The organism is Pseudidiomarina mangrovi (assembly GCF_003999375.1).
In the GTDB taxonomy this organism is placed as follows: Bacteria; Pseudomonadota; Gammaproteobacteria; order Enterobacterales; family Alteromonadaceae; genus Pseudidiomarina; species Pseudidiomarina mangrovi.
On record NZ_RJLC01000016.1, the window covers coordinates 237,941 to 263,649 of the forward strand.

The 25,709-nt window shown below is 43.2% G+C and carries 22 protein-coding genes; all 22 read left to right on the forward strand.

Annotation, left to right across the window (positions count from 1 at the left end; translation table 11 throughout):
- Positions 1 to 6 precede the first annotated feature (6 nt).
- The 22 genes from EFO84_RS09200 (at position 7) to EFO84_RS09305 (ending at position 25,433) form a co-directional block, all read left to right on the forward strand.
- Complete coding sequence (locus EFO84_RS09200) at positions 7 to 2,196, forward strand: polysaccharide biosynthesis tyrosine autokinase (protein ID WP_127347762.1); 2,190 nt, start codon at positions 7 to 9, stop codon at positions 2,194 to 2,196.
- A 27-nt stretch (positions 2,197 to 2,223) separates the two neighbouring features.
- Positions 2,224 to 3,498: a Vi polysaccharide biosynthesis UDP-N-acetylglucosamine C-6 dehydrogenase TviB gene (gene tviB, locus EFO84_RS09205; RefSeq protein WP_431355329.1), complete on the forward strand. Its 1,275-nt coding sequence runs from the start codon at positions 2,224 to 2,226 to the stop codon at positions 3,496 to 3,498.
- A gap of 63 nt (positions 3,499 to 3,561) precedes the next feature.
- The gene (locus tag EFO84_RS09210; protein ID WP_127347764.1) at positions 3,562 to 4,614 is read left to right on the forward strand and encodes an SDR family oxidoreductase; all 1,053 of its coding nucleotides are present in this window, start codon (positions 3,562 to 3,564) and stop codon (positions 4,612 to 4,614) included.
- Positions 4,615 to 4,623: 9 nt separating this feature from the next.
- Complete coding sequence (gene rfbB / locus EFO84_RS09215) at positions 4,624 to 5,700, forward strand: dTDP-glucose 4,6-dehydratase (protein ID WP_127347765.1); 1,077 nt, start codon at positions 4,624 to 4,626, stop codon at positions 5,698 to 5,700.
- The gene (gene rfbA / locus EFO84_RS09220) at positions 5,697 to 6,566 is read left to right on the forward strand and encodes a glucose-1-phosphate thymidylyltransferase RfbA (RefSeq protein ID WP_127347766.1); all 870 of its coding nucleotides are present in this window, start codon (positions 5,697 to 5,699) and stop codon (positions 6,564 to 6,566) included. Before rfbB ends, rfbA begins: the two co-directional genes overlap by 4 nt.
- A 12-nt stretch (positions 6,567 to 6,578) precedes the next feature.
- The gene (locus tag EFO84_RS09225; RefSeq protein WP_127347767.1) at positions 6,579 to 7,676 is read left to right on the forward strand and encodes a DegT/DnrJ/EryC1/StrS family aminotransferase; all 1,098 of its coding nucleotides are present in this window, start codon (positions 6,579 to 6,581) and stop codon (positions 7,674 to 7,676) included.
- Between the two features lie 7 nt (positions 7,677 to 7,683).
- Positions 7,684 to 8,247, forward strand: a complete 564-nt coding sequence (locus EFO84_RS09230; protein ID WP_127347768.1) for an acyltransferase — start codon at positions 7,684 to 7,686, stop codon at positions 8,245 to 8,247.
- Positions 8,248 to 8,318: 71 nt separating this feature from the next.
- On the forward strand, positions 8,319 to 9,569 hold the full coding sequence (locus EFO84_RS09235) for an oligosaccharide flippase family protein (protein WP_127347769.1): 1,251 nt from the start codon (positions 8,319 to 8,321) through the stop codon (positions 9,567 to 9,569).
- Between the two features lie 46 nt (positions 9,570 to 9,615).
- The gene (locus tag EFO84_RS09240; protein ID WP_127347770.1) at positions 9,616 to 10,632 is read left to right on the forward strand and encodes a hypothetical protein; all 1,017 of its coding nucleotides are present in this window, start codon (positions 9,616 to 9,618) and stop codon (positions 10,630 to 10,632) included.
- Between the two features lie 8 nt (positions 10,633 to 10,640).
- A complete protein-coding gene (locus EFO84_RS09245) occupies positions 10,641 to 11,831 on the forward strand; it encodes a hypothetical protein (RefSeq protein WP_127347771.1) in 1,191 nt (396 codons plus the stop codon).
- A complete protein-coding gene (locus tag EFO84_RS09250) occupies positions 11,828 to 12,937 on the forward strand; it encodes a glycosyltransferase family protein (protein WP_127347772.1) in 1,110 nt (369 codons plus the stop codon). Before EFO84_RS09245 ends, EFO84_RS09250 begins: the two co-directional genes overlap by 4 nt.
- A gap of 202 nt (positions 12,938 to 13,139) precedes the next feature.
- Positions 13,140 to 14,291, forward strand: a complete 1,152-nt coding sequence (locus EFO84_RS09255) for a glycosyltransferase family 4 protein (RefSeq protein WP_127347773.1) — start codon at positions 13,140 to 13,142, stop codon at positions 14,289 to 14,291.
- Positions 14,291 to 15,328 (forward strand): polysaccharide biosynthesis protein, encoded by a 1,038-nt coding sequence (locus tag EFO84_RS09260; protein WP_127347774.1) that lies wholly within the window; start codon positions 14,291 to 14,293, stop codon positions 15,326 to 15,328. Before EFO84_RS09255 ends, EFO84_RS09260 begins: the two co-directional genes overlap by 1 nt.
- Positions 15,329 to 15,350: 22 nt before the next feature.
- Entirely contained in the window at positions 15,351 to 16,508 is a 1,158-nt protein-coding gene (gene wbjC, locus EFO84_RS09265; protein ID WP_127347775.1) for a UDP-2-acetamido-2,6-beta-L-arabino-hexul-4-ose reductase, read from the forward strand.
- A 13-nt stretch (positions 16,509 to 16,521) separates the two neighbouring features.
- Complete coding sequence (gene wecB, locus EFO84_RS09270; protein WP_127347776.1) at positions 16,522 to 17,676, forward strand: non-hydrolyzing UDP-N-acetylglucosamine 2-epimerase; 1,155 nt, start codon at positions 16,522 to 16,524, stop codon at positions 17,674 to 17,676.
- Positions 17,676 to 18,824 carry a glycosyltransferase family protein gene (locus EFO84_RS09275; protein ID WP_127347777.1) on the forward strand — a complete coding sequence of 383 codons (1,149 nt, stop codon included), beginning with the start codon at positions 17,676 to 17,678 and terminating at the stop codon, positions 18,822 to 18,824. Before wecB ends, EFO84_RS09275 begins: the two co-directional genes overlap by 1 nt.
- A 23-nt stretch (positions 18,825 to 18,847) precedes the next feature.
- A complete protein-coding gene (locus EFO84_RS09280; protein ID WP_276317320.1) occupies positions 18,848 to 19,450 on the forward strand; it encodes a sugar transferase in 603 nt (200 codons plus the stop codon).
- 14 nt (positions 19,451 to 19,464) lie between these two features.
- Positions 19,465 to 20,520, forward strand: coding sequence for a hypothetical protein (locus tag EFO84_RS11715; protein WP_164742419.1), 1,056 nt, complete (start codon positions 19,465 to 19,467; stop codon positions 20,518 to 20,520).
- The gene (locus EFO84_RS09290; RefSeq protein ID WP_127347779.1) at positions 20,507 to 21,550 is read left to right on the forward strand and encodes a lipid II:glycine glycyltransferase FemX; all 1,044 of its coding nucleotides are present in this window, start codon (positions 20,507 to 20,509) and stop codon (positions 21,548 to 21,550) included. Before EFO84_RS11715 ends, EFO84_RS09290 begins: the two co-directional genes overlap by 14 nt.
- 17 nt (positions 21,551 to 21,567) lie before the next feature.
- Complete coding sequence (locus EFO84_RS09295) at positions 21,568 to 22,179, forward strand: GNAT family N-acetyltransferase (RefSeq protein ID WP_127347780.1); 612 nt, start codon at positions 21,568 to 21,570, stop codon at positions 22,177 to 22,179.
- Positions 22,180 to 22,188: 9 nt separating this feature from the next.
- Positions 22,189 to 23,421, forward strand: coding sequence for a DegT/DnrJ/EryC1/StrS family aminotransferase (locus tag EFO84_RS09300; RefSeq protein WP_127347781.1), 1,233 nt, complete (start codon positions 22,189 to 22,191; stop codon positions 23,419 to 23,421).
- Between the two features lie 110 nt (positions 23,422 to 23,531).
- Positions 23,532 to 25,433: a polysaccharide biosynthesis protein gene (locus EFO84_RS09305; RefSeq protein WP_348534536.1), complete on the forward strand. Its 1,902-nt coding sequence runs from the start codon at positions 23,532 to 23,534 to the stop codon at positions 25,431 to 25,433.
- The last annotated feature ends 276 nt before the right edge of the window (positions 25,434 to 25,709 follow it).

Below are 25,709 nucleotides of genomic sequence, written 5' to 3' on the forward strand. Positions count from 1 at the left end.
AGCAACATGCAGCAAAACCAGTCACCTGCACCGGTAGTCAACAACAAGCGTGATGACGACGAAATTGATTTAGGCCGTCTGTTTGGCCTACTCATTGACCATAAATGGTTGATTGCCGTGATCACCCTCAGCTTTATGGTGGTAGGCGTAGTGTATGCCATGCTGGCGACACCCATTTATCAAGCCGATGCACTATTGCAGGTTGAAAAGAAATCATCAGGCATTCCCGCGTTAGGTGAAATGGCCGATATGTTTGCCACCGAAAGCGAAGCTTCTACTGAAATTGAGATCATGAAGTCGCGCATGGTCATTGGTACGGTGGTGGATCAGTTGAAGCTGACTAACAGCGTCACACCAAATTATATGCCACTGATTGGTGAGTTCTTAGCGCGCCGTTCTGAGGTGCGTGACCAAGTGGTGATTGAGAGCTTTAATGTACCAAATAGCCAGTTGGGGCAGGCGTTAACTCTTGAGTTTGATGGTACTGGTTTTACCCTGTTTGATAGTGAAGGGGAGCAAGCTCTCAGTGGTCAAATAGGTACTTTGGCAGCCAGCGGCGAATGGGAGCTGCACATTAGTGACGCAGTTACTGAAAATACTAGCGATTTCACTTTGGTAAAAAGGACTCGCCTTAGCGCAATTAGTGATATTCAAAAGTTGCTTTCGGTAGCAGAACGTGGCCGGCAAACCGGCATTTTAACCGCCAGCATTCAGCACCCAAACCGTGATTTTTCACGCAATGTATTAAACGCGGTAGCACAAGAATACATGCTCCAGAACATTCGCCGTAATGCAGCAGAAGCAGAGAACAGCCTAGACTTTCTACAACGTCAAATTCCAACCATTCGCGATAACCTCAACGCGGCAGAAGAAAAACTCAACGCTTACCGCTTACAAAGCCAGTCGGTAGACTTAACCCTTGAAACCCAAGGCTTGTTAGAGCAAGTGGTGGAAATTGAAAAACGCATCAATGATTTAACTCTCAAAGAGGCAGAAATCAGCCGCTTATACACCCGTGAGCACCCAACCTACCAAGCGCTGATTGAGCAAAAAGCCAACTTACTGGCAGATCAAAAACGCTTAGCTGATCAAGTACAAAATTTGCCTGAAACTCAACAGCAGGTATTACGTTTTGCTCGCGATGTAGAAGTAAATCAAGAAATTTACTTGCAGTTGCTCAACCGCGTGCAAGAGCTCAATGTCTTGAAAGCAGGCACAGTCGGTAACGTGCGAATCGTCGATACCGCAGAAACCAACCCCGTACCGGTAGCACCGAAAAAAGCGCTGATTGTGGTACTAGCGACTATGCTAGGTGGTATTACTGCTGTAGGCCTAGTATTTGTAAAAGCAGCCTTTAACCGAGGCATTGAGCGCTCAGAGCAACTAGAAGACGAGGGTGTAACGGTATACGCGACCATTCCCAAGTCCGACATACAAGAAAGCATGGATGCGCGCTTAATGAAGCGTACCAAGCGTAAAGATTCAGCACAGATTGACCTACTAGCTAAAGTCGACCCAACCGACTTAGCCATTGAAGCACTGCGCGGCCTGCGTACCAGCTTGCATTTTGCTATGCTAGAGGCGCGTAACAACGTAATCATGATTTCAGGCCCAAGCCCAGGGGTTGGCAAGAGCTTCGTAACCGCAAACCTTGCAGCAGTACTGGCACAATCAGGTAAGCGAGTGCTATTGATAGACGGTGATATTCGCCGTGGTTATCTACATAGTATTTTGCATACCGAAAATAACTTTGGTTTGGCCGATATACTCGCCAGTGAATCAAAGAATGATGATAGTCACGTTGAATATAAATCAAATATTGAAAGCGGCTATGTGAAAAATCTAGACTTTATTTCACGTGGAACCTCAGCACCAAACCCAGCTGAACTATTAATGCACCCACGTATGGCGCAGTTAATGCAGGATGTGCAGAAAGACTACGACTACGTATTGATTGATACACCACCTATTTTAGCTGTTACTGATGCCGCTATTGTCGGTGGATATGCAGGAACCTCATTACTTGTCGCTCGTTTCGGTCAAACTCCTTCCCGTGAAATTGTTCATACAATTCGTCGCTTCGCTCAAAATGGGGTAGAAATTCGTGGTGCCATACTCAATGGCGTTGAGCGTAAAGCAAGCGGCTACTATGGTTACGGTTATAACTATCAGTATGGATATACATATAAATCTTAATATTTGGGATGTTTGGATAAGTCTATGATGGATTTAAAAGCAGTAAAAATAGCAGTAATTGGGCTTGGTTATGTTGGCCTACCTTTGGCTGTTGAATTTGGTAAAATATACGCAACCATCGGCTTCGATATCAACCATAAGCGTGTTGATGAACTAAAACGTGGCCACGACCATACGCTTGAGGTTGAACCGGAAGAACTGGCACAAGCCGGCAAGCTCATCTATAGTGCAGATATTCAGGTACTAGAAGCGGCCAACATCTATATTGTCACCGTGCCTACGCCTATAAATAAATTCAAACAGCCCGACCTAACGCCACTGATAAAAGCCTCAGAAACTATTGGAAAAACGTTAAAGAAGGGTGACATCGTCATTTATGAATCAACGGTCTACCCAGGTGCCACTGAAGAAGACTGTATTCCAGTACTTGAACACGTTTCCGGCTTAACGTTCAATAGAGATTTCTTCGCTGGGTATAGCCCAGAGCGTATTAACCCAGGTGATAAAGAGCACCGCGTTACTACCATCTTGAAAGTTACTTCAGGTTCAACCCCTGAAGTTGCTGATTTTGTCGATAGCTTATACGGCTCCATTATTTCCGCCGGAACCCATAAAGCCGAAAGCATTAAAGTAGCTGAAGCCGCCAAAGTAATCGAAAACACTCAACGCGACGTGAACATTGCTCTAATTAACGAGTTGGCGATGATCTTTAACCGCATGGGCATTGATACCGAGGCGGTATTGAAAGCCGCGGGAACCAAATGGAACTTCTTACCGTTCCGCCCAGGTCTTGTCGGTGGGCATTGCATTGGTGTGGACCCGTACTACCTGACTCACAAGGCAGAGTCGATTGGATATCATCCTGAAATGATTCTTGCAGGCCGACGCATTAACGACAATATGAGCCGTTATGTGGTGTCCGAGTTCATCAAAGCCTTACTAAAGAAAGGCATTGCTGTAAAGGGCGCACATGTGCTCATTATGGGGCTTACTTTTAAAGAAAACTGCCCAGATATTCGTAACACCAAAGTCGTCGATATTATTGATGAGTTGAAACAATACGGTGTCAACGTCGATATTTATGACCCTTGGGTTGATGCCGAAGAAGCGCAGCATGAATATCGGGTCACACCATTAGCAGAATTATCGAGCGCAACCTATGACGGCATTGTTGTTGCCGTAGCACACCATCAGTTCAAGCAAATGGGCATAGATGGTATGAAAGCACTCGCAAAAAGTGAACATGTCATATATGACCTAAAATACATTGTTGATGCAGATGTTGCGGATATTCGTCTCTAGAAATAGTTAGGTAAAACACATTAGCTCGACACAAAAAGTCAATTAACCTTAAAATAAGCTCACATGACCAAATACGAAGAAATTCAAAGTCAATTGAAGTCATCTCCAAAAGTATGGCTGGTAACAGGTGTTGCAGGCTTTATTGGGTCGAATTTACTAGAAACCTTGTTAAAACTCGACCAACATGTAGTGGGATTAGATAACTTCTCCACCGGTTTTCAGCGCAACCTTGATGAGGTTCAAGGCATCGTTTCAGAAACCCAATGGCAGCGGTTTCAGTTTGTTGAAGGTGATATTTGCGACCTAGATACCTGCACGTCGGTGATGAAACATGCCACAGCGGGTGATGTTGATTATGTATTGCACCAAGCTGCGCTAGGTTCAGTACCTCGCTCCATCGATGACCCCATTAATACCAATAAAAGCAATATCGACGGCTTTTTGAATATACTAGTGGCAGCGAAAGATGCCGGAGTGGATAGCTTCACCTATGCCGCGAGTAGTTCGACCTATGGTGACCACCCAGCACTACCTAAAGTTGAAGAGAACATTGGTAATCCATTGTCACCTTACGCCGTGACCAAATACGTGAATGAGCTCTATGCCAGTGTATTTGCTCGTGTCTACGGCTTTAAAACCATTGGTTTACGTTACTTCAATGTGTTTGGTCCGCGTCAGAACCCTGATGGTGCATACGCAGCGGTTATTCCTAAATGGACTGCGGCCATGATCAAAGGTGAGCAAGTGTTTATTAATGGTGATGGCGAGACCAGCCGTGACTTTTCTTTTGTGGCGAATGCTGTGCAATTGAACATCCTTGCTGCGACAGCAGGTGACGCAGCTAAAGACGAAATCTACAACATGGCATTGGGTGACCGTACTACGCTGAATGAACTGTTTGAAGGTATTAAAGACGCACTCAAAGAAAATGGTGTTCAGTATAGCGACGAACCTGTCTATCGAGATTTTCGACCAGGTGATGTTCGTCATTCGCAGGCTGATATTTCTAAAGCAAAAGACAAGCTAGGTTTCGCACCTACACATCGTATTGTTCAAGGTATTTATGAAGCTATGCCTTGGTATGTCGAAAATATAGTTCCATCAAGTAAGAAGTAACGGATAACTATGAAAATTTTAATTACGGGCGGAGCAGGATTTATTGGCTCTGCGGTTGTACGTCATATTATTGATGAAACAAATGATTCAGTCGTTAACGTCGACAAACTCACCTACGCAGGCAATCTTGAAAGCCTAAAGGCTGTTGCGATTTCTGAACGATACGCATTTAAACAAGTCGATATTTGCGATACTGCTGCACTCGAGCGTGTGTTTAACGAGCGCCAACCTGATGCAGTGATGCACTTGGCAGCAGAAAGCCACGTCGATCGCTCAATTGACGGACCTGCTGCGTTCATCGAAACGAATATCATCGGTACCTACACATTGCTAGAGGTCGCTCGCAAATATTGGGCGCAGCTCGACGAACAACGTAAAGCTAATTTCCGTTTTCACCATATTTCGACCGATGAAGTCTACGGTGATCTCGATGATACCGATGCCCTGTTTACCGAAACCACAGCCTACGCCCCAAGTTCTCCTTACTCAGCGAGCAAAGCGAGCTCTGATCACTTGGTGAGAGCTTGGCAACGTACGTACGGGCTGCCTACGCTTGTGACGAACTGCTCAAACAATTATGGGCCGTATCATTTCCCCGAGAAATTGATCCCGTTAATGATACTCAACGCGCTTGATGGCAAACCCTTGCCAGTTTACGGCAAGGGCAATCAAGTGCGCGATTGGCTTTTCGTCGAAGACCATGCGCGAGCACTTTACAAGGTTATTACCGAGGGTAAGGTTGGCGAAACTTATAATATTGGCGGCCATAACGAGAAGCAGAACATCGAGGTTGTACGCACCATTTGTAGCCTACTCGAAGAATTGGTGCCCAATAAGCCAACGGGCGTTAGCGCCTATGAAGAGCTTATTACCTACGTAACAGACCGCCCAGGACATGATCTGCGTTATGCCATTGATGCGTCGAAGATCCAAAACGAATTGAATTGGACGCCAGAAGAAACGTTTGAATCCGGTATTCGAAAAACCGTTGAATGGTATCTTGCAAATCAAGAATGGTGTCAGCATGTACAAGACGGCAGTTATCAACGCGAACGCTTAGGTGCCTTATCTGGAGAAAGAGTATGAAAGGAATCGTCTTAGCGGGTGGCTCAGGTACACGCCTTTATCCGATTACCATGGGCGTGTCGAAGCAGCTACTCCCGATCTACGATAAACCGATGATCTATTACCCGTTATCGGTGCTTATGCTTGCGGGCATTCATGAAATATTGATTATTTCGACGCCTGAAGATTTACCTAATTTTAAGAAGCTTCTTGGTGATGGTTCGCAATTTGGCATTCAGCTTTCTTACGCAGAACAACCAAGCCCTGATGGTTTAGCGCAAGCGTTCATTATTGGCGAAGAATTCATTGGGGATGATAGCGTTTGTTTGGTTTTGGGTGACAATATTTTCTATGGGCAAGGGTTTAGTCCAAAGCTAAAGCATGCGGCACAGCAAGTTAGCGGTGCGAGAGTGTTTGGCTATCAAGTAAAAGATCCGAAACGATTCGGTGTGGTTGAGTTCGATGAAAATTATCGCGCGATCTCAATTGAGGAGAAGCCGGAGAATCCTAAATCGAATTACGCTGTCACGGGGCTTTACTTTTACGATAATGATGTCGTTGAAATCGCTAAAAATGTAAAACCATCGGATAGAGGTGAGCTAGAAATAACCTGTGTTAACCAAGCTTACTTAGATCGTGGTGACTTAAATGTCGAAGTTTTAGGACGCGGGTTTGCTTGGTTGGATACCGGCACACATGAGAGCTTACTTGAAGCTGCTCAGTTCGTAGAAACAATTGAGAAGCGTCAAGGTTACAAGGTCGCATGTTTAGAAGAAATAGGCTATTTGCAGGGGTGGCTTAGCTGGGAAGAATTGCAGCAAGCAGGTCAAAGCCTTGCGAAGAATGGTTATGGTCAATACATCTTGAGCCTAAAGCAGCGCTCATAAGGCCAATAAATAATGATACCTGTAACAAAACCTTATTTACCTAGTCGTGAAAAGCTCGATAAATACATTGATGGCATTTATGAGCGTCAATGGCTTACGAATAATGGACCGCTAGTTCAAGAATTGACAAAGCGGCTGGAAGAATATCTTGGTGTTGAAAACTTATTGTTGGTTTCGAATGGAACATTAGCGTTACAAATTGCTTATCGAGCGCTTGGTATTAATGAACCAGTCAACGGGAAACCAGCCGAAGCGATCACCACACCTTTTACCTTTGTGGCTACCTCGAGCTCACTTAAGTGGGAAGGCATCGAACCAGTATTTGCCGATATTGACCCTGATACTTGGTGTTTGGCGCCCAAGAATATTGAAGCAGCGATTACACCGCAGACAAGGGCAATCGTCCCAGTGCATGTGTTCGGGAATGCCTGTGAAGTTGAAGCGATAGATGAAATTGCTAGTGAGCACAACCTAAAAGTTATTTACGATGCCGCGCATGCGTTTGGGGTTAATTACAAGAGTAAAAGCCTATTAAAGTGGGGGGATGCTGCTACGCTAAGCTTTCACGCCACTAAGGTCTTTCACACAATAGAAGGTGGTGCTATTGTGTTCAAGCGCAAAGAAGATCTAGAAAAAGCTAAGAAGCTAATTAGTTTTGGTATTTCAGGTCCTGAGATGATACAAGAGCTTGGTATCAACGCCAAGTTCAATGAGTTCCAAGCGGCAATGGGTCTTTGTGTGCTGGATGAAATTAATATTAACATGTCAAAAAGACGAGTTGTTAAGGAACATTACTTAGAAAAACTAAATAGAAGTTTCGCATTTCAGACGCGAAATAACAATTTGACAGATAATTACGCCTATGCACCAATTCTATTTGATTCAAACGACCAGCTAACACTAATAGTCGATGCGCTGAATGAACATAATATTATTCCAAGGCGGTATTTCTATCCATCTTTAGATTCGTTAAAGCTCCTTTTCTGTGCTGATTATGGTTTACCAACCTCCAATGACATTGCGGAACGGATACTGTGTTTACCAATTTATGATAATGTTCCTCCTCGGGTATTGGCACAAATCACCAATATTATCTTGAAAAAAATGTAGGTTCTTTATGCCATTTTTAACCTCAATCAAATTAAAAAAGATGGGTTTTGCTTCAATTGGCCAAAATGTGTTGATATCTGACAAGGCATCGATACATAACGCAGGGAAAGTATTCATAGGTAATGATGTAAGAATAGACGACTTTTGCGTCGTTTCAGCGGGTGACGGGGGGGTATACATTGGGAATAATATTCATATCGCGGTCTTTAGTTCACTGATTGGAGCCGGTAAAATACAGCTGTCTGACTTTTGTAATATATCTTCTAGAGTAAGTATCTATAGTAGCAATGATGATTATTCCGGTGAGTATATGACTAATCCTACAGTTCCTGATGCTTATAAAAACGTGACAGTAGCTGATGTTTATATTGGCAGGCACGTAATCGTTGGTTCTGGAGCAGTGATATTGCCTGGAGTAACTATCGCGGAGGGCGCAGCTATTGGTGCTTTAAGTCTTGTAAATCAGGATTGTGGAGAGTTTAAGATATACTCAGGAATTCCTATTAGGCTGATAAAGGAAAGGAAAAAGAACATTTTGAATCTTGAACATGATTACAGAACAACCAACTAGACAATCAAATATACAATGCTTGAAGAAAAAATACTATTGTCACATATCACAATAGTATTGATGACATATTAATGCTTAAAGCTCTTGCAAGTATTATGGGTGCGAGCGTGGTCGCCCAAATTATATCTATCCTAGTAATGCCCTGGATTACTCGGGCATATACACCGGAAATTTTAGGTGAATATCAAATTTTTGCAACCATTTGTTTATTATTAATTCCTATAGTAAGCGGTTCAATGCATGTTGCTATAAGAAACTCGGCAACTCAATATCAATTAATCAAGCGTCTGATTTTTGGCATTCAGTATTCTTTGTTTATTTCGATATTGCTTCTTATGACTCTTCCGATAGCAATAACAATTTTTAAAAATATTGGTGGCAACTGGGTGATTAAATTCCTCCCTCTAATAATATTATTCACTGCGTTTTCTTCTATATTCCAAATGGGCCTGTCTTTTCTTATCAACTCTAAACGTTATGCTGAAGCATCAAGTTATACTCTTAGTAAGTCGCTGGTATCAAATTTTTTAAAAGTGCTGTTTAGCGTTTTTTACGTGAATGCTTATAGCCTTATTTTTGCTCTATTAGTAACAGAGTCAATTCAGATTAACCGATTGCTCAAGAACAAAAAGAGAAAGATAGTCAGTGTTTTTTTGATATTAAATCTAAAACGTTTTTTTCGAAATACTCGTGCACTAAGAGTTTTCCCCACGTATGTTTCAATGGGGGCAGTTGTCGAGATATTAATGAACTGGTTTCCCATACTAATAACAGGCTTTGCTTACGGAGCAGAATACGCCGGACTTTTGGGGTTATCATTTATGGTAATAAATGGCCCTGTCTATCCATTTATTGGCGCAATGAAAAGTGTGTGTTTCGGTGAGCTGGCGCGAGATTTAAGTGAGAAAAACCTGAGGCGTGTATATTATCGCAGCATTTCGCTAGGTTTACTTATAAGTCTCTTTATTTTAATTATACTCAGTACGTTTGGCGAAAGAATATTCGAATTAGTATTCGGTAGCGAATGGGCTATATCAGGACGGTACGCACTAATTTCTTTTTTTCCGATAAGTCTCTCGCTGATTTTCTCACCAATGTACTCTACCTTGAACAACCTTTTTGGCAAACAAAAAGGATTCTTTTTTTTGCAAATCATATTTTTGGTTATCGGCATGGGTTCGACAATTGTTGTCGTCATTCTAGGCTTTGATTTTGAAGCATTTCTCATAACATTTTCTATATCTATGTCTATCAACCAACTATTTTTAACCTTATCAACACTCTACTTAAGTCCTTCCTTTTTCAAGCAAGCTAAAAGCTAATAAGCGGAAATTTTTTACGACTTATTAATATATATAAAAGGTGCCCATGGAATCTAATCAAACACTAAATATCCCTGTTATGCTGGATGTTTTTTGTAGACCCGAAAAACTCGAAATCGTCTTTGAGGTCTTAAAGCGAGTAAAGCCTTCAATCTTATTTTTGGTAAGTGATGGACCTCGGGTTGGAAATCAAGAAGATGTGAAGCTCATATCAAAAAGTAGGCAAATTGTAAGTGACATAGATTGGGATTGTGATGTTCATCGGCTTTATTTTGATACAAATATGGGACTCTATCGTAAGAATGAAGTAGCGCTTGATTACATTTTCGATCGGGTTGACCGATTGATTTTTCTTGAAGATGACATAGTTGCTGATGCTTCGTTCTTCTACCTATGCGAAGACCTATTGGAAAGATATAAGTCAGATTTAAGGATCAATATGATCTGCGGTCACAATCCATTGGGCTCCTACGATAAATGCCCATATGACTATTTCTTTAGTGAAGCTGCGTCGATTTGGGGAGTAGCCTTTTGGCGTAGAACTTATGAACTTTTCAAAATGGGCTTTAGCTATCAAAGTAATCTCTACGAACGAGATCTTTTGAGAGACATTTCGAGAGACTATAAAAGATTTTCTGCTCAGTTAAGTGCGTTACCGAAATTCGGCTTCTACAAAGGGCATCCTGCAGGTTTAGAATTCTGGTTAAGGTTAAATAATGTCGGTCATTCTCAGCTAAATATCATAGTCTCGAGGAATATGATCTCCAATATAGGGTTTGGCCACAACGCAAGTCACGCATCACCGCTGATTCTAATGCCTCGAAAGATACAAAGGCTATTTAACATGGACACTTTTAATGTAAGGCTTCCACTAAAACATCCTCCCTATATAATAAACGATAAGGTATATCGTAATAAAATTTGGAAGCTTATTTATGGTGGTCGCTTCGAGAGTAAACTCTTACGTCCGACGGAATCTGTTTTAAGATACCTCGCTTTTGGAAGTAAAAAAATTATGTTTAGCAAGATACTTAATCGAATAAGGCCGAAACAGGAAAAGTAAATCAATTTATGAAAAGTGTAGGTTCGTCTAAAGAAAATAGCAACAGGACTTTGACATTAGCAGTAATGTTTATTGTCGTCGGAGTAATGTCTCCAGTAGATGTGCGTACCTTATTGATGTTTACAGGTTTTTTTCTCATTTTAGTGTCGGGTACACGGTTTATCTTTCACAAAGAGGAGCTAAGATTGAAGCTCTTTTTCATATTAATGAGCCTGCCTGGCTTGTTCATATCCTTGTATTCATTTGAAGTTGAAACCTTGATTCGTTATATGCTCATCTTCCTGCTCATTTCGCTTACGTCCTTGCGTTCCACGCTCGATGTCGATGAGAAGTCAATTGGTAACTTATGTCTAGTTGTTATTGTTCTTTTGGTGTTTTTTCAAATAAGCTTAGCCGTTGGATATTTTCTAGAATTTAGGGAGGCTTTTTACTTAAACTCTGAAGAAAATAATAATCATGATTACGGATTTACTCAAAGTTTGTTTAGCGGCTTTCGTGGGTTCCGTGCAGGCGGCCTTTTTTGGAACCCGAATGTGATGGCAAGTAACATTTTTATGCTATTTCTTATCTATACCGTTTCCACCACTAATGAGTCTATTCATAATAAATACACATCCACTAAGAAATATATTAGTGTGTCGATGGTCGTTTTTTTTTCTATAATGCTATCAGGTTCTAGAACATATTTATTAGCGTTTCTATCTTTTATCGTGCTGCTAATATATCAATCCCAAGGTATAAAGAAAACATTCTTGTTATTGTCGTCATGCGCTACAATTTTATATGCAGCAATGTATGAATCGATAAATAGTATCTTTGAGGAAGTTCTTCGTGGAGTTACTGAGGATAGCTTGAATACGAAATTAAATATACTGATTGACTACATTATGGCCTTGTCGGATGAAAATGATTTTTTACCTATGCTCTTTGGTGGGCGAAATAATGTACACTTTGATTTTGATTATGGATATTTAATAGGAATGCTTGGTTTTATAGGGATTTTGTTTTTTTACCTAAATCTTATCATTTTTAGTTTGAGGAGTAAGTTATTCTTTCTATACCTTACACCTATTATGGTTGCATCTGTTGGTAATTCGATGTTTTACAATATTAACACAGTATTTCTCATTCTTAGTTTGATTGTCGTTTTTGTTTCTAATTATCGAAAGAATAATCCGGTAAGGAGCGAGGGGGAGTGAACATATTATACTTGGGCTATCTATCTCCAGATTTAAGCAAAGGAAAAAATGGAACATCTATAGCCGGAAATTATGTGCAACGACGAATTATTAGTGCTTTAAAATGTTTAGGGTCAAGCGTACAAGGTTTTGTGTGTTACTCGGGAAGGAAGTCTGGGCGTCTTTTCGAATATAAAAAGGCATTGCAAGAAAAAGATATTTTATTTGCGCCAACTTTACAGGTTCCTCTTTTAAGAGACCTTTTTTATGGCCTTCTGTGTACTTTTCGAATAATCAAAAAAAGACCAAATCTAATCGTTTTGTATAATTTGTATTTTTTTTCAAATGTACTAGTCCTAATATTGAGTAAGTTTTTTAGAATAAAAACTATATTGATCGTTCAAGATTTTTCTGTTGGTAATTCTTTTAAAATTCAAAAAAGACTACATGATCACCTTGCTGCATTCAATGTAAAATATTTTTCTTGTGTGATTTCTGTGTCACAGCACATGGCAAGATATTTTAATGTCCCCGGTAATAAAAGTCTTGTTTTTCAAGGGGAGCTCGAGCCGCTAAAGCAAGTAAAGAAAACTGAGCAGGCACGCAAATCAGCAGTGAAAATTATCCTAGCCGGAGCGCTTGAAAAACACAATGGTGTTGACGTTTTTATTGATAATCTTCAAAGAATAAAGTTCAATTTTCAAGCGGAGATCTATGGTGATGGTAATCTTCGTGATTATGTAGTTGAAAAATGTAGTAGAGATTCTCGGATCAACTATATGGGGACGGTTTCAAAAAAGGAATTAGATTATCTACAGCGTGAAGCTGATTTTAACTGTTGTTTTAGATTCTCAATTGGATTGGCAGAGCGTTTCTTTTTTCCTTCTAAATTTTTTTCTGTTAATTCGTTTCCAGGATTTGTTTTGGTTAATGGCTTCGCGGGTTTGCCAAAGGAGTACTTAGATATTGGGTTTATCGTTGAGAACGACTTTTCTAATTTATCATGGCTCATTTCTAATGCCCATTCGCTTAGTTGGGTTACAACAAAGAGGCAGAGCGCATTAAAGGCATATACATGGGAATCTATTCTAAGGGAAGCGCTCGATATCTGCGAAACGTTGGATTGAAGTTAGCGGGATAAGTCTAATCATGTTTATTTTTATTTTTTCAGTCTGTTATTTGCCATCATTTAAGACTGGTGTTTCTGTTAAGACTTTAAAAACTTTATGTGAATCTATAACGCGTGAAGAGATCAAATTGGTAAGGTTGAGATTTTCCGACCTTTTCATTAGAATTTCGGTTGTTTTCTAAATTCAGGATTAGCATTATATGCGTATACTAACCTTCACAGGCCACTACCTTCCAAGCTACAAAGGTGGTGGACCGATAAAAACGATAAAAAATCTTTTTGATACTACCGGAAGTGGAGACATTGCGTATCGTTTAATTACAGCCGATCGAGATCTTGGCGACGCTGAGCCTTTTAGAAGTGTAAAAATAGGAGCTTGGAACCGAGTCGGAAATGCTGATGTATATTACGTGTCAGCAGGAAGTGTCGGTAGAGAACAAATAAAGGGAATTATCACAAAGGAATACTACGACTTTATCTATGTCAATAGTTTCTTTTCTTTTCGGTTTTCAATTTATCCCCAGTTCTTGGCAAGAAACACCAAGCGAATAATTATTGTAGGTCCTCGTGGTGAATTTTCTGAAGGTGCGCTAAAGTTAAAATCTTTCAAGAAGAAATTGTTTATAGCGATATATAGAGCTTTCGGTTTCCATCGCAGAGCTATATTTCAAGCGTCTTCTGATTATGAAGCTCGAGATATCAAGCGAGAACTAGGTAACAGCGTTGATATAAGAATTGCAGAAAATCTTGGCGCTCAAGAGTTTGCGTTAGATATTCCACAAAAGAATAGTGATATCAACCGCATCATAGTTGTATCTCGTATTTCTCTAATGAAAAATTTACTCCAAGCCATACAGATACTCAAGCATGTTAGTAGTCCTGTTGTTTACGATATCTATGGCCCCATTGAAGACAAGGAGTACTGGACAAAATGTGAAGCGGAGATTAAACAGCTTCCGGCGCATGTTGAAGTTCGATACCAGGGTGTGCTAACACCTGATCAAGTTGTTAATACTATGGCGACCTACGATATGTTTTTCATGCCAACGCTTGGTGAAAATTATGGGCATGTCATTGCAGAAGCCTTTTGCGCTGGACTTCCTGTCTTGATTGCGGATACCACGCCTTGGCGCCAGCTTGAAGAAAAAGGTATTGGTTGGGATATTCCATTGAGTAAGCCTGACAAATTCGCTCGGGCTATTGATGAATTTGCAGCATTAACAGATAAAGAGTATCAGGCCAAGCGGCAAAAGGTTTTGCGGTGGGCGAAACATAAGTTTTCACAACGTGATGCCATCGAAGCGAATATTGCCATGTTCAAGTACGCATATGAAAAAAGTAGGAAGCAATAATGCTATTTAAAGGAAAAAAACTCCTCATCACTGGGGGGACAGGCTCTTTCGGCAACGCTGTTCTCCGCCGTTTTCTCGATACAGACATCGCTGAAATTAGAATTTTCAGCCGTGATGAAAAAAAACAAGACGACATGCGCAAAGCGTACAATCACCCCAAACTAAAGTTTTATATTGGTGATGTGCGTGATTATCAAAGCGTGTTAAATGCAACTCGTGGTGTTGACTTTATCTATCATGCCGCAGCATTAAAGCAAGTGCCTTCGTGTGAATTTCACCCAATGGAAGCGGTGAAAACGAACGTACTAGGTACAGAAAACGTTTTAGAAGCCGCCATTCAAAACGAAGTAAAACGCGTGGTTTGTTTAAGTACCGATAAAGCCGTGTATCCGATTAACGCCATGGGTATCTCTAAAGCCATGATGGAAAAAGTCATGGTTGCGAAATCACGTAACGTGGATGCAAACAAGACCGTGATTTGTGGTACCCGCTACGGTAATGTCATGGCCTCGCGTGGCTCGGTTATCCCGCTATTTGTTGATCAAATACGCGCTGGTAAACCAATTACCATTACTGATCCCGGCATGACTCGCTTCATGATGACTCTGGATGACGCAGTTGATTTGGTTCTCTATGCATTTGAGCACGGTCAAAATGGCGATATCTTTGTGCAGAAAGCCCCTGCAGCCACCATTGAAGTCCTAGCCAAAGCCATTTTAGAACTCATCAATAAAGAAGAACACCCCATTCAAATTATGGGCACCCGCCATGGTGAAAAGCTCTATGAAGCTTTGTTATCACGTGAAGAAATGGTCTGTGCTGACGACATGGGCGAGTACTATCGGGTGCCGCCAGATTTGCGCGACTTAAACTATGCCAAATTTGTTGAAGAGGGCGATAGTAAAATTACCGAAGTAGAAGACTACAACTCACACAATACCGAACGGCTAGATGTCGCTGGAATGAAACAATTGTTGCTTAAACTTGATTTCATGCGTGCTTTTGCCGCAGGCGATTATATCAACCCAGAAGGTTAATCTAGGTTACAAGGACCCAACCATGAAGTTATTGGTCACCGGTGCAAACGGCTTTGTTGGTAAAAACTTTATTGTGCACCTTAATGAGATGCCTGATGTCGAAGTAGTTACCTTTACCCGTGATAACTCTATCAACGAGTTACCTAGTTTGGTGAAAGATGTCGATGGTGTTATCCATCTAGCCGGTATTAACCGACCTCAACATGAACAAGAGTTTCAACAAGGTAATGCAGATCTGACCCAGGCTTTAGCTGAAGCCGTGTCGGATGTTGTTCAATCGCAACAGCGTTTTATCCCTATTGTTTACAGCTCTTCAATTCAAGCAGAACGAGATAATCCCTACGGCCAGAGCAAAAAGGCCGCTGAGGATATACTGCTGAAGCTAAGCGATACTACAGATAATCCAGTTTATATTTATCGCCTAGCCAATGTTTTTGGCAAATGGTGCAAACCGAATTACAACTCAATGGTGGCGACATTCTGCCACAACATTATCCGTGATATCCCCATACAGATTCATAACGAAGCAGCCGAAGTGCAACTGATTTATGTGGATGATGTTGTCAACGCATTGTTGACACGTGTGCGTGAAGCCATTGATGCAGTTAAAACGAATCAACGAGCGCCCACTTCAGGGCTTGCTGCGGCAAGCCCAGTATATATTGAAACGGTAGGGCAGATAGCTCAACAGCTTCATGCTTTTAAAGAGAGCCGTGAGACCTTGATCTCAGAGCGCGTCGGTAGTGGCTTCACGCGCAAGCTTTATTCCACCTACGTGAGCTATCTGCCAACAGATAAGTTCACCTATTCAGTGCCAAAATACGGTGATGAGCGTGGTGTTTTTGTTGAAATGCTCAAAACCCCCGATGCCGGTCAGTTTTCTTTTTTCACCGCGCACCCAGGTATTACCCGAGGTGGACATTACCACCACACCAAAACAGAAAAGTTTTTAGTGATTAAAGGTAAAGCTAGTTTCAAGTTTCGACATATGGTGACCGGTGAGTTTTATGAGCTATTCACCGATGGTAGTCAGCCAGAAATAGTAGAGACGGTTCCTGGTTGGAGCCATGACATTACTAACGTCGGTGATGAAGAGATGGTGGTGATGCTATGGGCCAACGAAATCTTTGACCGTGAAAACCCAGATACTTATGCTTGCCCACTTATGCTTGCCCAATAATAGAGCCAGTTGAATGAAAAAACTAAAAGTAATGACCATACTCGGCACGCGCCCTGAAATTATCAGATTGTCGCGTGTCATGGCCGCATTAGACCAAGTTGTCGATCATAAAATAGTCCACACTGGGCAAAATTATGATTACGAGCTCAACGATGTTTTTTTTGAGGAACTTGGCGTACGCCAGCCGGATCACTTTCTCAATGTCGATACTTCAAGTTTAGGGCGCAGTTTAGGTGAAATTCTTATCAAAACTGAGCAGGTAATTTTAGAAGAAAAACCTGATGCCGTTCTTGTGTTGGGTGATACCAATAGTGCCTCCGCTACCATCATGGCCAAACGCATGAAAGTGCCGACTTACCATATGGAAGCAGGCAACCGAAGCTTTGATGCAAATGTACCGGAAGAAATTAATCGTAAGCTGGTTGATCATCTAGCCGATTTTAACTTGGTGTATACCGAGCATGCTCGTCGTCATTTAATTAGCGAAGGTCTTTCGCATCGCTTTATCTATCTGACTGGCTCGCCAATGCGCGAAGTATTAGAACACTCGCTGGAATTAATTCAAAACTCTAAGGTACTCGATGAGCTTAAATTAGAAGCTGGTAAATTCTTTATTGTGAGTGTGCACCGTGAAGAGAATGTTGATAGCAAAGCTAACCTAGCGAAAGTGGTTGAGGCTTTGAATGCGCTGTACGAAGAATACGGGTACCCAATAGTTGTTTCTACCCACCCACGCACGCGTAATCGTTTAGAAAAGTTAGGCTTAGACAAAGTCATTGGCGATATCCGTTTCTTAAAGCCCTTTGGCTTCTTCGACTACAACAAGCTACAAATGGAAGCCTACTGCGCCATTTCAGATAGCGGCACTATTAGTGAAGAATCATCGATTTTGGACTTTCCAGCGGTAACCATGCGCCGCTCAATTGAGCGCCCTGAAGCTCTAGATACCGGCGCTATTGCACTGACCGGCTTGGACAAAGATACCTTGATTGAAGGTATTCGGATAGCGACTGCAAGCCGCGATGTATTCTCGGGCACTAAGCGTGAAATACCCGAAGAATACAAAATCAGAAATACATCAGAGCGCGTTGTACGTTTGATCACGGGTACAGCCAAGCTTACGATACACTGGAAGAATATGGATTCGTTTAGTCGGTATGATTGGTAATGCTTGAGAAGAAGTGCGATCTAGCGATAATTAATCGCTCGTTTTGGCCTGAAAGTGAAATATTAGGCGAAGCCAAGTTTCAAATGGCTGAGCAAGTGATTGCTAATAATGGTAAAGCATGTGTAATAGCCCAAGCAAAGACTGATATTGCCGCTGAAGCGGCAAAGCAGAACCGTGGCCACGGCGTTAAGTTTTATGTTGCCAAAAGTCGTTCTAACTCAGCGAGTAGTTTAGTAAGACGTATTTTTGATGCACTCCTGTTTAGCCCCTTTGTCTTTTGGTCATTATGCCGCGCTCGACCGAAGCATGTTTATGTGTCGACCAACCCACCCGTTGTTGTCCCATTTCTAGTGTTTATTTATTGCGCGCTTTTTCGGGCTAAATACACTTATCATTTGCAAGATATTCATCCAGAAATTACAAACCTTGTTATTCCGATGAACAAATGGGTGTTTAAGCTACTTCGAGGGCTCGATAATATTACTCTGAGACATGCCACACATTTGGTTACTTTGTCAGACGACATGGCGCAATACATACGTAAGGTATCGAGAACTAAGGCGCCGGTTCATTTAGTCGCTAATCCCTCATTTGAGATGCCTGAAGAGATTCGCAACACGCCAAAAACTAAAGATTTTGTGTTTTGCGGAAATGCAGGGCGAGTCCAACAAATTCCAGTGCTTTTGGATGCGATTGAAAGTTATATTAATGGGGGCGGCACACTTAACTTCAGTTTCGCGGGTGGTGGTGTATACGGCCCTAAAATTGAAGAGCTTGCTGGGAAACACTCTCAAGTTACCTACCATGGCTATGTCAAACCTTCTTCAGCCAATAAACTCGTTGCTGAACACCGATGGGCAATTTTGCCAATAGATGATGAAGTGACGAAGTATGCATTCCCAAGTAAGTCGTCCTCTTATCTGGCTTCAGGTTGCAGTATACTTGCGATTTGTGGGAAGGATACAGCAGTAGCGCGTTGGGTTTATGAACATAGAGCTGGTGAAGCAGTTAAAGCAGATGTTTTTTCAGTTGTGCAAATGTTCAAAGAAATTCAGCAAGGCTTTCACGACACTAATTCGGTAGAGAAAAATCATATACTGACCCCATTGCAATTTGCGTCGGAAATGAACGCAATCATAGTTTTGTAACAACCAGAGGTCATTTTGTGTTGATAAAAAGATTCTTCGATATCATTGTCTCGTTAATTGCACTGGTTATGCTATTGCCGGTTTTATTGATTGTGATATTACTGGTTAGAATAAAACTAGGCAGTCCGATATTTTTTCGGCAAGTGCGCCCAGGAAGAAATGGTAAGCCGTTTGAAATGATCAAGTTTCGGACCATGTTGGATGCTCATGACGAAAATGGAGATCCACTTCCAGACCCCGAACGCTTAACTCGATTTGGAAAGCTTTTACGTTCGACTAGTCTTGATGAGCTTCCGGAACTTTGGAATGTGCTCAAGGGGGATATGAGTCTAGTTGGGCCGCGTCCATTATCCATATTGTACATTCCGTTTTATACACCCGAGGAATTCCGTCGACATGAAGTATGTCCCGGAATTACTGGTTTGGCTCAGGTTAAGGGGCGTAATTCTCTTAGTTGGGAAGATAAGTTTAAATTTGATATCGAGTATGTTGACAATTACTCGTTGTGGCTTGATATCAAGATACTATTTTTGACGGTATACAAAGTTATTCGATCAGATGGAATTGGGCAAGCGGAAGCGCGACCGATTAGTTTTCACGAACTCCGTTCAAAGAAGTATCGTTAAGCATTAATGTATCCATGACTTCAAAAAAACAGGAATTTGGTTCGTTCTATGAAGAAACGGTACTAGTTTTTTCAGACTCAACTTGGACAGATGAGGATAGTGTTTTCCTTGGAAGTGGCCGTGATGCACTCTATGCGGTCATTCGCAGTATTACCTCGATAAACGAGGCGGAACAGCGGGAATTTACGATATGGATGCCAAGCTATTATTGTCACCCGATCACTAGTGCTCTGGCACGTGAATACAATGTTAAAATTTACCCTAGCACCCCATACAAACCAGTTGTCACGACCAATGCATTTAAAGCAACAGACATCGTTGTTGTTCCTGAGTACTTTGGTAACCCGAGTAGACTGGAGTTAAATGGCAACCCCATCGTCGTCCTCGATAAAACCCATAACCCCGCTAGCGATTTTCGTTATTCTTTCGATGTGGATTATGAATTCGGCTCACTGAGGAAAATACTGCCTATTGCTGACGGTGGGTATCTGAAACTCTTATCTATTCACTCACAGTCCCCTTTACACACTCCTTCGGCGACAGATAATCATTTAAATAATTTTCAACGTGTTAGCTTGGCGATGTCGACAAAGTCACTTTACTTGCAGAACAAGGTTGCCGAGAAGAATGGCTTTCTTAACACCTTTTCCGAATGCGAATCAGCATTTGGGGATGTAAGAAATCCAAGCGGTTCTGTAATGCCTGACAAACAACTAAGCCACTTGGATATGACCTATTACCTGGGCGCTCGTCGGCAAAATAATAAGTTATTGGCAAGCATTCTAAGTGACTCCTTTTGCTATGTTGAACTTATTGATGATGATGTATTTTTTATTATTGGTTTTAAGGACAATAACGCACGCGAACAGGTTAAGAAATCGCTTATAGAAAAAGATGTCTACCCGGCCGTTTTGTGGCCAGTCGACGATCAATACATGACAGAAGCAGACAAAGTTTTTAGCCAAAGAATGTTGGTTATACCAACAGATTTCCGCTATGGCGAACACGAAATTTTTCTGCTCGCTAAGATACTGAAACAAGCTTTAGAAGGAATAGATGTTGTCAATTGAATGGATATCGCTAAATGACAGTGAGCGCTGGCAAGCTGTCGTTGAATCGTTCGAACAATCCGATATTTACTATCATCATGGTTACGCCGAGTCGTTTGCTTTGGTAAGTGAAGGTGAACCTTTTCTTGTCTATTATACGGGAAATAGCTTTAGGGCTTGTAATGTGGTTCAGCTTCGATCCATTCTTGGCACCGCCCTTTTTGATTTGACATCACCTTATGGCTACGGAGGCTGGATTGTGCAAGGAAATAGTAGCCCTGAAGGAATTCTCCAGTTTCTAGAAGACTATCAGCGCAGCTGCCAAGAACGAGAGATTGTATCTGAAGTTATACGCACTCATCCAAATAGCTGTGATATTGCATTGCTTAATCCATGGTACCAGCAACAAGATGTTGGACCAATTGTGAATATCGATCTTAGCCAAGAGGACTTATGGGCAAATGTTCCATCAAAAAGTAAAAACGTGATTCGCAAGGCTGAAAAGCTTGGTGTCGAGATAATCTGGGGTGGTAGTGAGGTGCTATCTCCCAAAGATTTTAAACAAATTTACGATGAAACAATGGGTAGAGCGCAGGCAGGAGACTTTTATTTTTTCCCTCTGTCATTTCACGATATGTTCGATGAGCGGCTTAAGGGGGCGTTTAGTTACTTTAAGGCTGAACTTGATGGCGAGTTACTCTGCGCTGCTTTAATCACACATAATAATAGCACTATGAACTATCATCTTTCTGGTTCAAGTAGCTCTGCTCGCGGTATTCCAGCGATGAACTTACTAATCTACAAAGCGATGGAGTGGGGCGCTGCGAATGGATTCAAGACCTTCAATCTTGGTGGAGGTGTCGGTACCAAGGAAGATAGCCTTTTTAAATTTAAAAAGTCTTTTACCAAGGCTGATCCAGTTACTTTTTCGCTTTTAACCAAAGTTTTCGATGAACAAGTTTATGCTGAGCTAGTTAATAGCAGAATTGAGAACGCTAACCTCGATACTGAGAGTAATTACTTTCCTAAGTATAGAGCACCACTTATTTAGCTAAAGGAATTTTCACTATGATTAAGTCAAAGAACATCGGGCTGCGTGCGATTGAAGAACACGATATCGGAGTATTAACTGAACTAGCGAATGACACCTTTGTTAGTACTATGGTCGTTGGGTGGAGCAACCCTGTGTCTGGCATTCAGCAAATTGATTGGATGAAGAATCAACATAAAGATCCTAGCACAGTTCGACTCATGGTTATTGATTTGGCCACGAATGAGGCGATTGGTGTCACGGGGTTATGGGATATTGACTGGCACAATCAAAGTGCATTAACCGCTACTAAGCTATTACCAAGCAAAGTGAAAAAAGGGTATGGAACGGAGTCAATCATGCTGACGATGGCCTGGGCCTTTTATAACGTGGGATTGCGCCGTTTATATAGTGCCATTTTAGATTTCAATGGACCTTCAATGGCTGCTTATGTGAAGAAGTGCGGTTGGCGTGTTGAAGGCTGTGCTAGAGAGGCCGTGTTCAGAAAAGGGCGTTGGTGTGATCTTTATCAAGTCGCAATCTTGAAATCTGATTTCGATGCGCTGCCTGAAACATCTTTCTATATCGACGGAGTTTATCCCGGCGATGTCAATGATTTGCTTGATATATCAGCGTTCTCTAAGGATTGAATCAAATTTATGCTAAACACCCCATTCTCCCCTTGGCCGGCATTCTCAGAAGAAGAAGCCAAGGCTGTTCATGATGTAGTTTTATCCAATCGCGTCAACTACTGGACGGGTACTGAATGTCGCGAGTTCGAAAAAGAATTCGCCACATGGGCTGGTACGAACCACGCTATAGCACTCTCGAATGGCACGTTAGCACTAGACGTAGCACTAGTTGCGTTAGGCATTGGTGCGGGCGATGAAGTGGTCGTCACACCACGCACCTTCATTGCGTCTATCTCGACCGTAGTCAACGCGGGTGCAATCCCTATTTTTGCCGACGTAGACCGTAATTCACAGAATATTGAAGCGCATACTATAGCGCCAGTCATAACGCCCAAGACTAAGGCTATTATTGTGGTGCACTTGGCCGGCCGCGCCGCTGATATGGACCCAATCATGGCACTGGCTGCTAAATATGGCCTGTATGTTATTGAAGACTGCGCCCAGGCACACGGCACGCGGTACAAAGGTCGTTCTGTAGGCAGTATTGGCCACGTTGGCGCTTGGTCGTTCTGCCAAGACAAGATCATGACCACAGGTGGTGAAGGCGGTATGGTTACCACTAATGATGAAGCGTTGTGGCGAAAAATGTGGTCGTTCAAAGACCACGGTAAAAGCTATGAAGCGGTTTACGAGCGTGAACATCCGCCCGGCTTTCGCTGGTTACACGAAAGTTTTGGTACCAACTGGCGTATGCTTGAAGTACAAGCTGCTATCGGCCGCATTCAACTAAAACGTATGGCTGAGTGGACACGCGTTCGCCAGCGAAATGCCGAAGCCTTATGGTCAGTCGGCCGCGAATTCGATTTGATCCGTGTACCTGATTCAGCACTAGGCACTTGCCCGAAAACTTGCGCAAGCTGCGTTGCCGGCAATGCCCCCTCAGTCGCTAGTTGTGCACATGGTGCTTACAAGTGCTACATGTTCATCAACCCTGAGCGCTTAGCTAATGGTTGGACACGCGACCGTATCATTGAAGAAATCTATGCGCGCGGTGTGCCGTGCTATCAAGGTTCATGCTCAGAAGTGTATTTAGAGAAGGCATTCGACAATACCGGTTGGCGCCCAGCAGTGCCATTACCCGTTGCCCGAGAGCTTGGTGAGACATCGCTGATGTTCTTGGTGCATCCAACGCTGACTGATGTAGAAATAGCCCAGACTCAGGCTGTAATGCGGGACGTGTTTGCTTCAGCGCAAGGCTAAATTACTTTGTAATATCTCGTAAAAGAGCGCCTACGGGCGCTTTTTTCGTTGTTGTAACACATCCTTAACATCGCTATACTCTCACGCAATCTCTTTTGGAAGATATTGCCGTGCAGCTGTTGATTAAAATCCTCCAATTGCCCCGCGCTATCAAGCGCGTGGTCAGCTTGGCCGCCGACGCGGCCGCCATGTTTGTTGCCCTCATTGTTGCCTATTGCCTCAACGTTTCTCTGAACCCACCGGGTTTAGCCCTGCATTGGGTTGCGCTTTATGCGTTACTCACCATAGGCTCTATCGCCGTATTCATTAAACTTGGCTTGTACCGCGCCGTGGTGCGTTACGTCAGCATTCGTGCTTTAGGCGTGGTGTTTGTTGGCGTTGTGGTATCTACCTTGTGGCTGTATACCTTGGTGCAAGTACTCAGTGTCACCTTACCTCTAGATGCCATTGTCAATTATGGCTTAATGTCATTACTGATGATTGGCGGTAGCCGTTTGGCCATGCGTGAAATCTATCAGCGTATGATTAGCCGTCGCAAAACCCGCGTAATGATTTATGGTGCCGGTTCAGCCGGCCGCCAGCTTGCCCAAGCGCTATTAAATGGCGAGCAATTTCACCCCGTGGTGTTTGTTGACGACGACGTTACCTTGCAGCGCTCCACTATTTTGGGCATCCCTGTTATTGCCCCCGATAAAGTGGCCGCTACCGTTAAAGCCCAGCACATAGAACGCATCTTGCTGGCGCTACCCTCCAGCACCCGCGCTGCCCGTAAACAAATCCTTGAATCGTTAGAACCACTCAATATACGCGTGCAAACCGTGCCTGGTATGGCCGATATGGTTAATGGCGATCTCAGCATTGATGCCCTGCAAGACGTGCACATTGAAGATCTGCTCGGTCGCGATGCCGTCGCACCCGATGCCGCACTCATGGCCAAGCACATTCGCGGTAAAGTGGTGCTTGTCACTGGGGCGGGGGGCTCTATTGGTGGTGAGCTATGCCGACAAATTATTCAGCAGCAACCTGCCGCCTTGGTGTTGTACGAATTAAGCGAGTACGGGCTGTATAGCATTGAAGGCGAATTGCTGGCTATGGCCAAGCGCTTGGGCATCACAGTACCGATTTACCCGATTATCGGTACCGTGCAGCGCCGCAACCGCGTTGAAGCGGTCATGAAAGCCTTTAAAGTGCAGACGGTATATCACGCCGCCGCTTATAAGCATGTGCCGCTGGTTGAATTCAACATGGTTGAGGGTGTGCGCAATAACGTGTTCGGTACCTGGCATACCGCCGAAGCAGCTATCAGCGCCGGTGTTGAGCAGTTTGTGTTGATTTCGACCGACAAAGCGGTGCGGCCCACTAACGTGATGGGTACTACTAAGCGCTTGTCAGAGCTGGTGTTGCAGGCATTGGCTTCTCGCGAAGGGGTATCTACCCGTTTTGCCATGGTGCGCTTTGGTAACGTACTGGGTTCATCAGGCTCTGTGGTGCCGTTATTCAAGCGCCAAATTGAAATAGGTGGCCCGGTCACCGTGACCCACCCCGACATAACCCGCTACTTTATGACCATTCCGGAGGCCGCGCAGCTGGTGATCCAAGCCGGCACCATGGGTAGCTCCGGTGACGTGTTCGTGCTGGATATGGGTGAGCCCGTGCGCATTGTTGATCTAGCCAAGAAAATGATTCACTTGTCGGGGCTAGAAGTGAAGGACAACGATAACCCCCACGGCGATATCGCTATCGTGTTCAGCGGCCTGCGCCCTGGTGAGAAGCTCTACGAAGAGCTGCTGATTGGCGACAACGTGGTCGACTGCTCGCACCCGCGTATTATGCGTGCCATTGAAGAGTACTGGGAGTGGCCGCGCATGGCGGCCTTGCTCGATGATCTCGACGATGCCTGCCAGAACTTCCGCATTGAGCGGCTACGCGAGCTGCTGCTCGCCGCCCCAACTGGCTATACCCCCACCGAACCCGAGGTCAACGACCTGCTTTGGCGCCAGCTCCATCGCTAAGGCGCAGGCACTTAAGCATAGGCACTTAAGGTTAAGGGGCAGGCACTTAAGCATCGCGGTCGCTTAAGGGGCAGGCAGTTAACGCGGCATCGCAAAAGATGGGGTTTGGCTGCTGCGCAACCAAACCCCGGCGGCGTTGCCGCCTCCGGCCAATCAAATTTGGCCAAATTTCGCTCAGATACTATCATTACAACCCGTTCACACAATAAGAATTAAAGGAGCTATTCCGCATGTCGGATGCTAAGGGAAACAACTCATCCAACTACTCGTTTGACT

Excerpts from the sequence above, each read along its gene's own strand:
- EFO84_RS09200 (WP_127347762.1), top strand. The coding sequence starts at position 7 with ATGCAGCAAAACCAGTCACCTGCACCGGTAGTCAACAACAAGCGTGAT.
- tviB (WP_431355329.1), top strand. The coding sequence starts at position 2,224 with ATGGATTTAAAAGCAGTAAAAATAGCAGTAATTGGGCTTGGTTATGTT.
- EFO84_RS09210 (WP_127347764.1), top strand. The coding sequence starts at position 3,562 with ATGACCAAATACGAAGAAATTCAAAGTCAATTGAAGTCATCTCCAAAA.
- rfbB (WP_127347765.1), top strand. The coding sequence starts at position 4,624 with ATGAAAATTTTAATTACGGGCGGAGCAGGATTTATTGGCTCTGCGGTT.
- rfbA (WP_127347766.1), top strand. The coding sequence starts at position 5,697 with ATGAAAGGAATCGTCTTAGCGGGTGGCTCAGGTACACGCCTTTATCCG.
- EFO84_RS09225 (WP_127347767.1), top strand. The coding sequence starts at position 6,579 with ATGATACCTGTAACAAAACCTTATTTACCTAGTCGTGAAAAGCTCGAT.
- EFO84_RS09230 (WP_127347768.1), top strand. The coding sequence starts at position 7,684 with ATGCCATTTTTAACCTCAATCAAATTAAAAAAGATGGGTTTTGCTTCA.
- EFO84_RS09235 (WP_127347769.1), top strand. The coding sequence starts at position 8,319 with ATGCTTAAAGCTCTTGCAAGTATTATGGGTGCGAGCGTGGTCGCCCAA.
- EFO84_RS09240 (WP_127347770.1), top strand. The coding sequence starts at position 9,616 with ATGGAATCTAATCAAACACTAAATATCCCTGTTATGCTGGATGTTTTT.
- EFO84_RS09245 (WP_127347771.1), top strand. The coding sequence starts at position 10,641 with ATGAAAAGTGTAGGTTCGTCTAAAGAAAATAGCAACAGGACTTTGACA.
- EFO84_RS09255 (WP_127347773.1), top strand. The coding sequence starts at position 13,140 with ATGCGTATACTAACCTTCACAGGCCACTACCTTCCAAGCTACAAAGGT.
- EFO84_RS09260 (WP_127347774.1), top strand. The coding sequence starts at position 14,291 with ATGCTATTTAAAGGAAAAAAACTCCTCATCACTGGGGGGACAGGCTCT.
- wbjC (WP_127347775.1), top strand. The coding sequence starts at position 15,351 with ATGAAGTTATTGGTCACCGGTGCAAACGGCTTTGTTGGTAAAAACTTT.
- wecB (WP_127347776.1), top strand. The coding sequence starts at position 16,522 with ATGAAAAAACTAAAAGTAATGACCATACTCGGCACGCGCCCTGAAATT.
- EFO84_RS09275 (WP_127347777.1), top strand. The coding sequence starts at position 17,676 with ATGCTTGAGAAGAAGTGCGATCTAGCGATAATTAATCGCTCGTTTTGG.
- EFO84_RS11715 (WP_164742419.1), top strand. The coding sequence starts at position 19,465 with ATGACTTCAAAAAAACAGGAATTTGGTTCGTTCTATGAAGAAACGGTA.
- EFO84_RS09290 (WP_127347779.1), top strand. The coding sequence starts at position 20,507 with ATGTTGTCAATTGAATGGATATCGCTAAATGACAGTGAGCGCTGGCAA.
- EFO84_RS09295 (WP_127347780.1), top strand. The coding sequence starts at position 21,568 with ATGATTAAGTCAAAGAACATCGGGCTGCGTGCGATTGAAGAACACGAT.
- EFO84_RS09300 (WP_127347781.1), top strand. The coding sequence starts at position 22,189 with ATGCTAAACACCCCATTCTCCCCTTGGCCGGCATTCTCAGAAGAAGAA.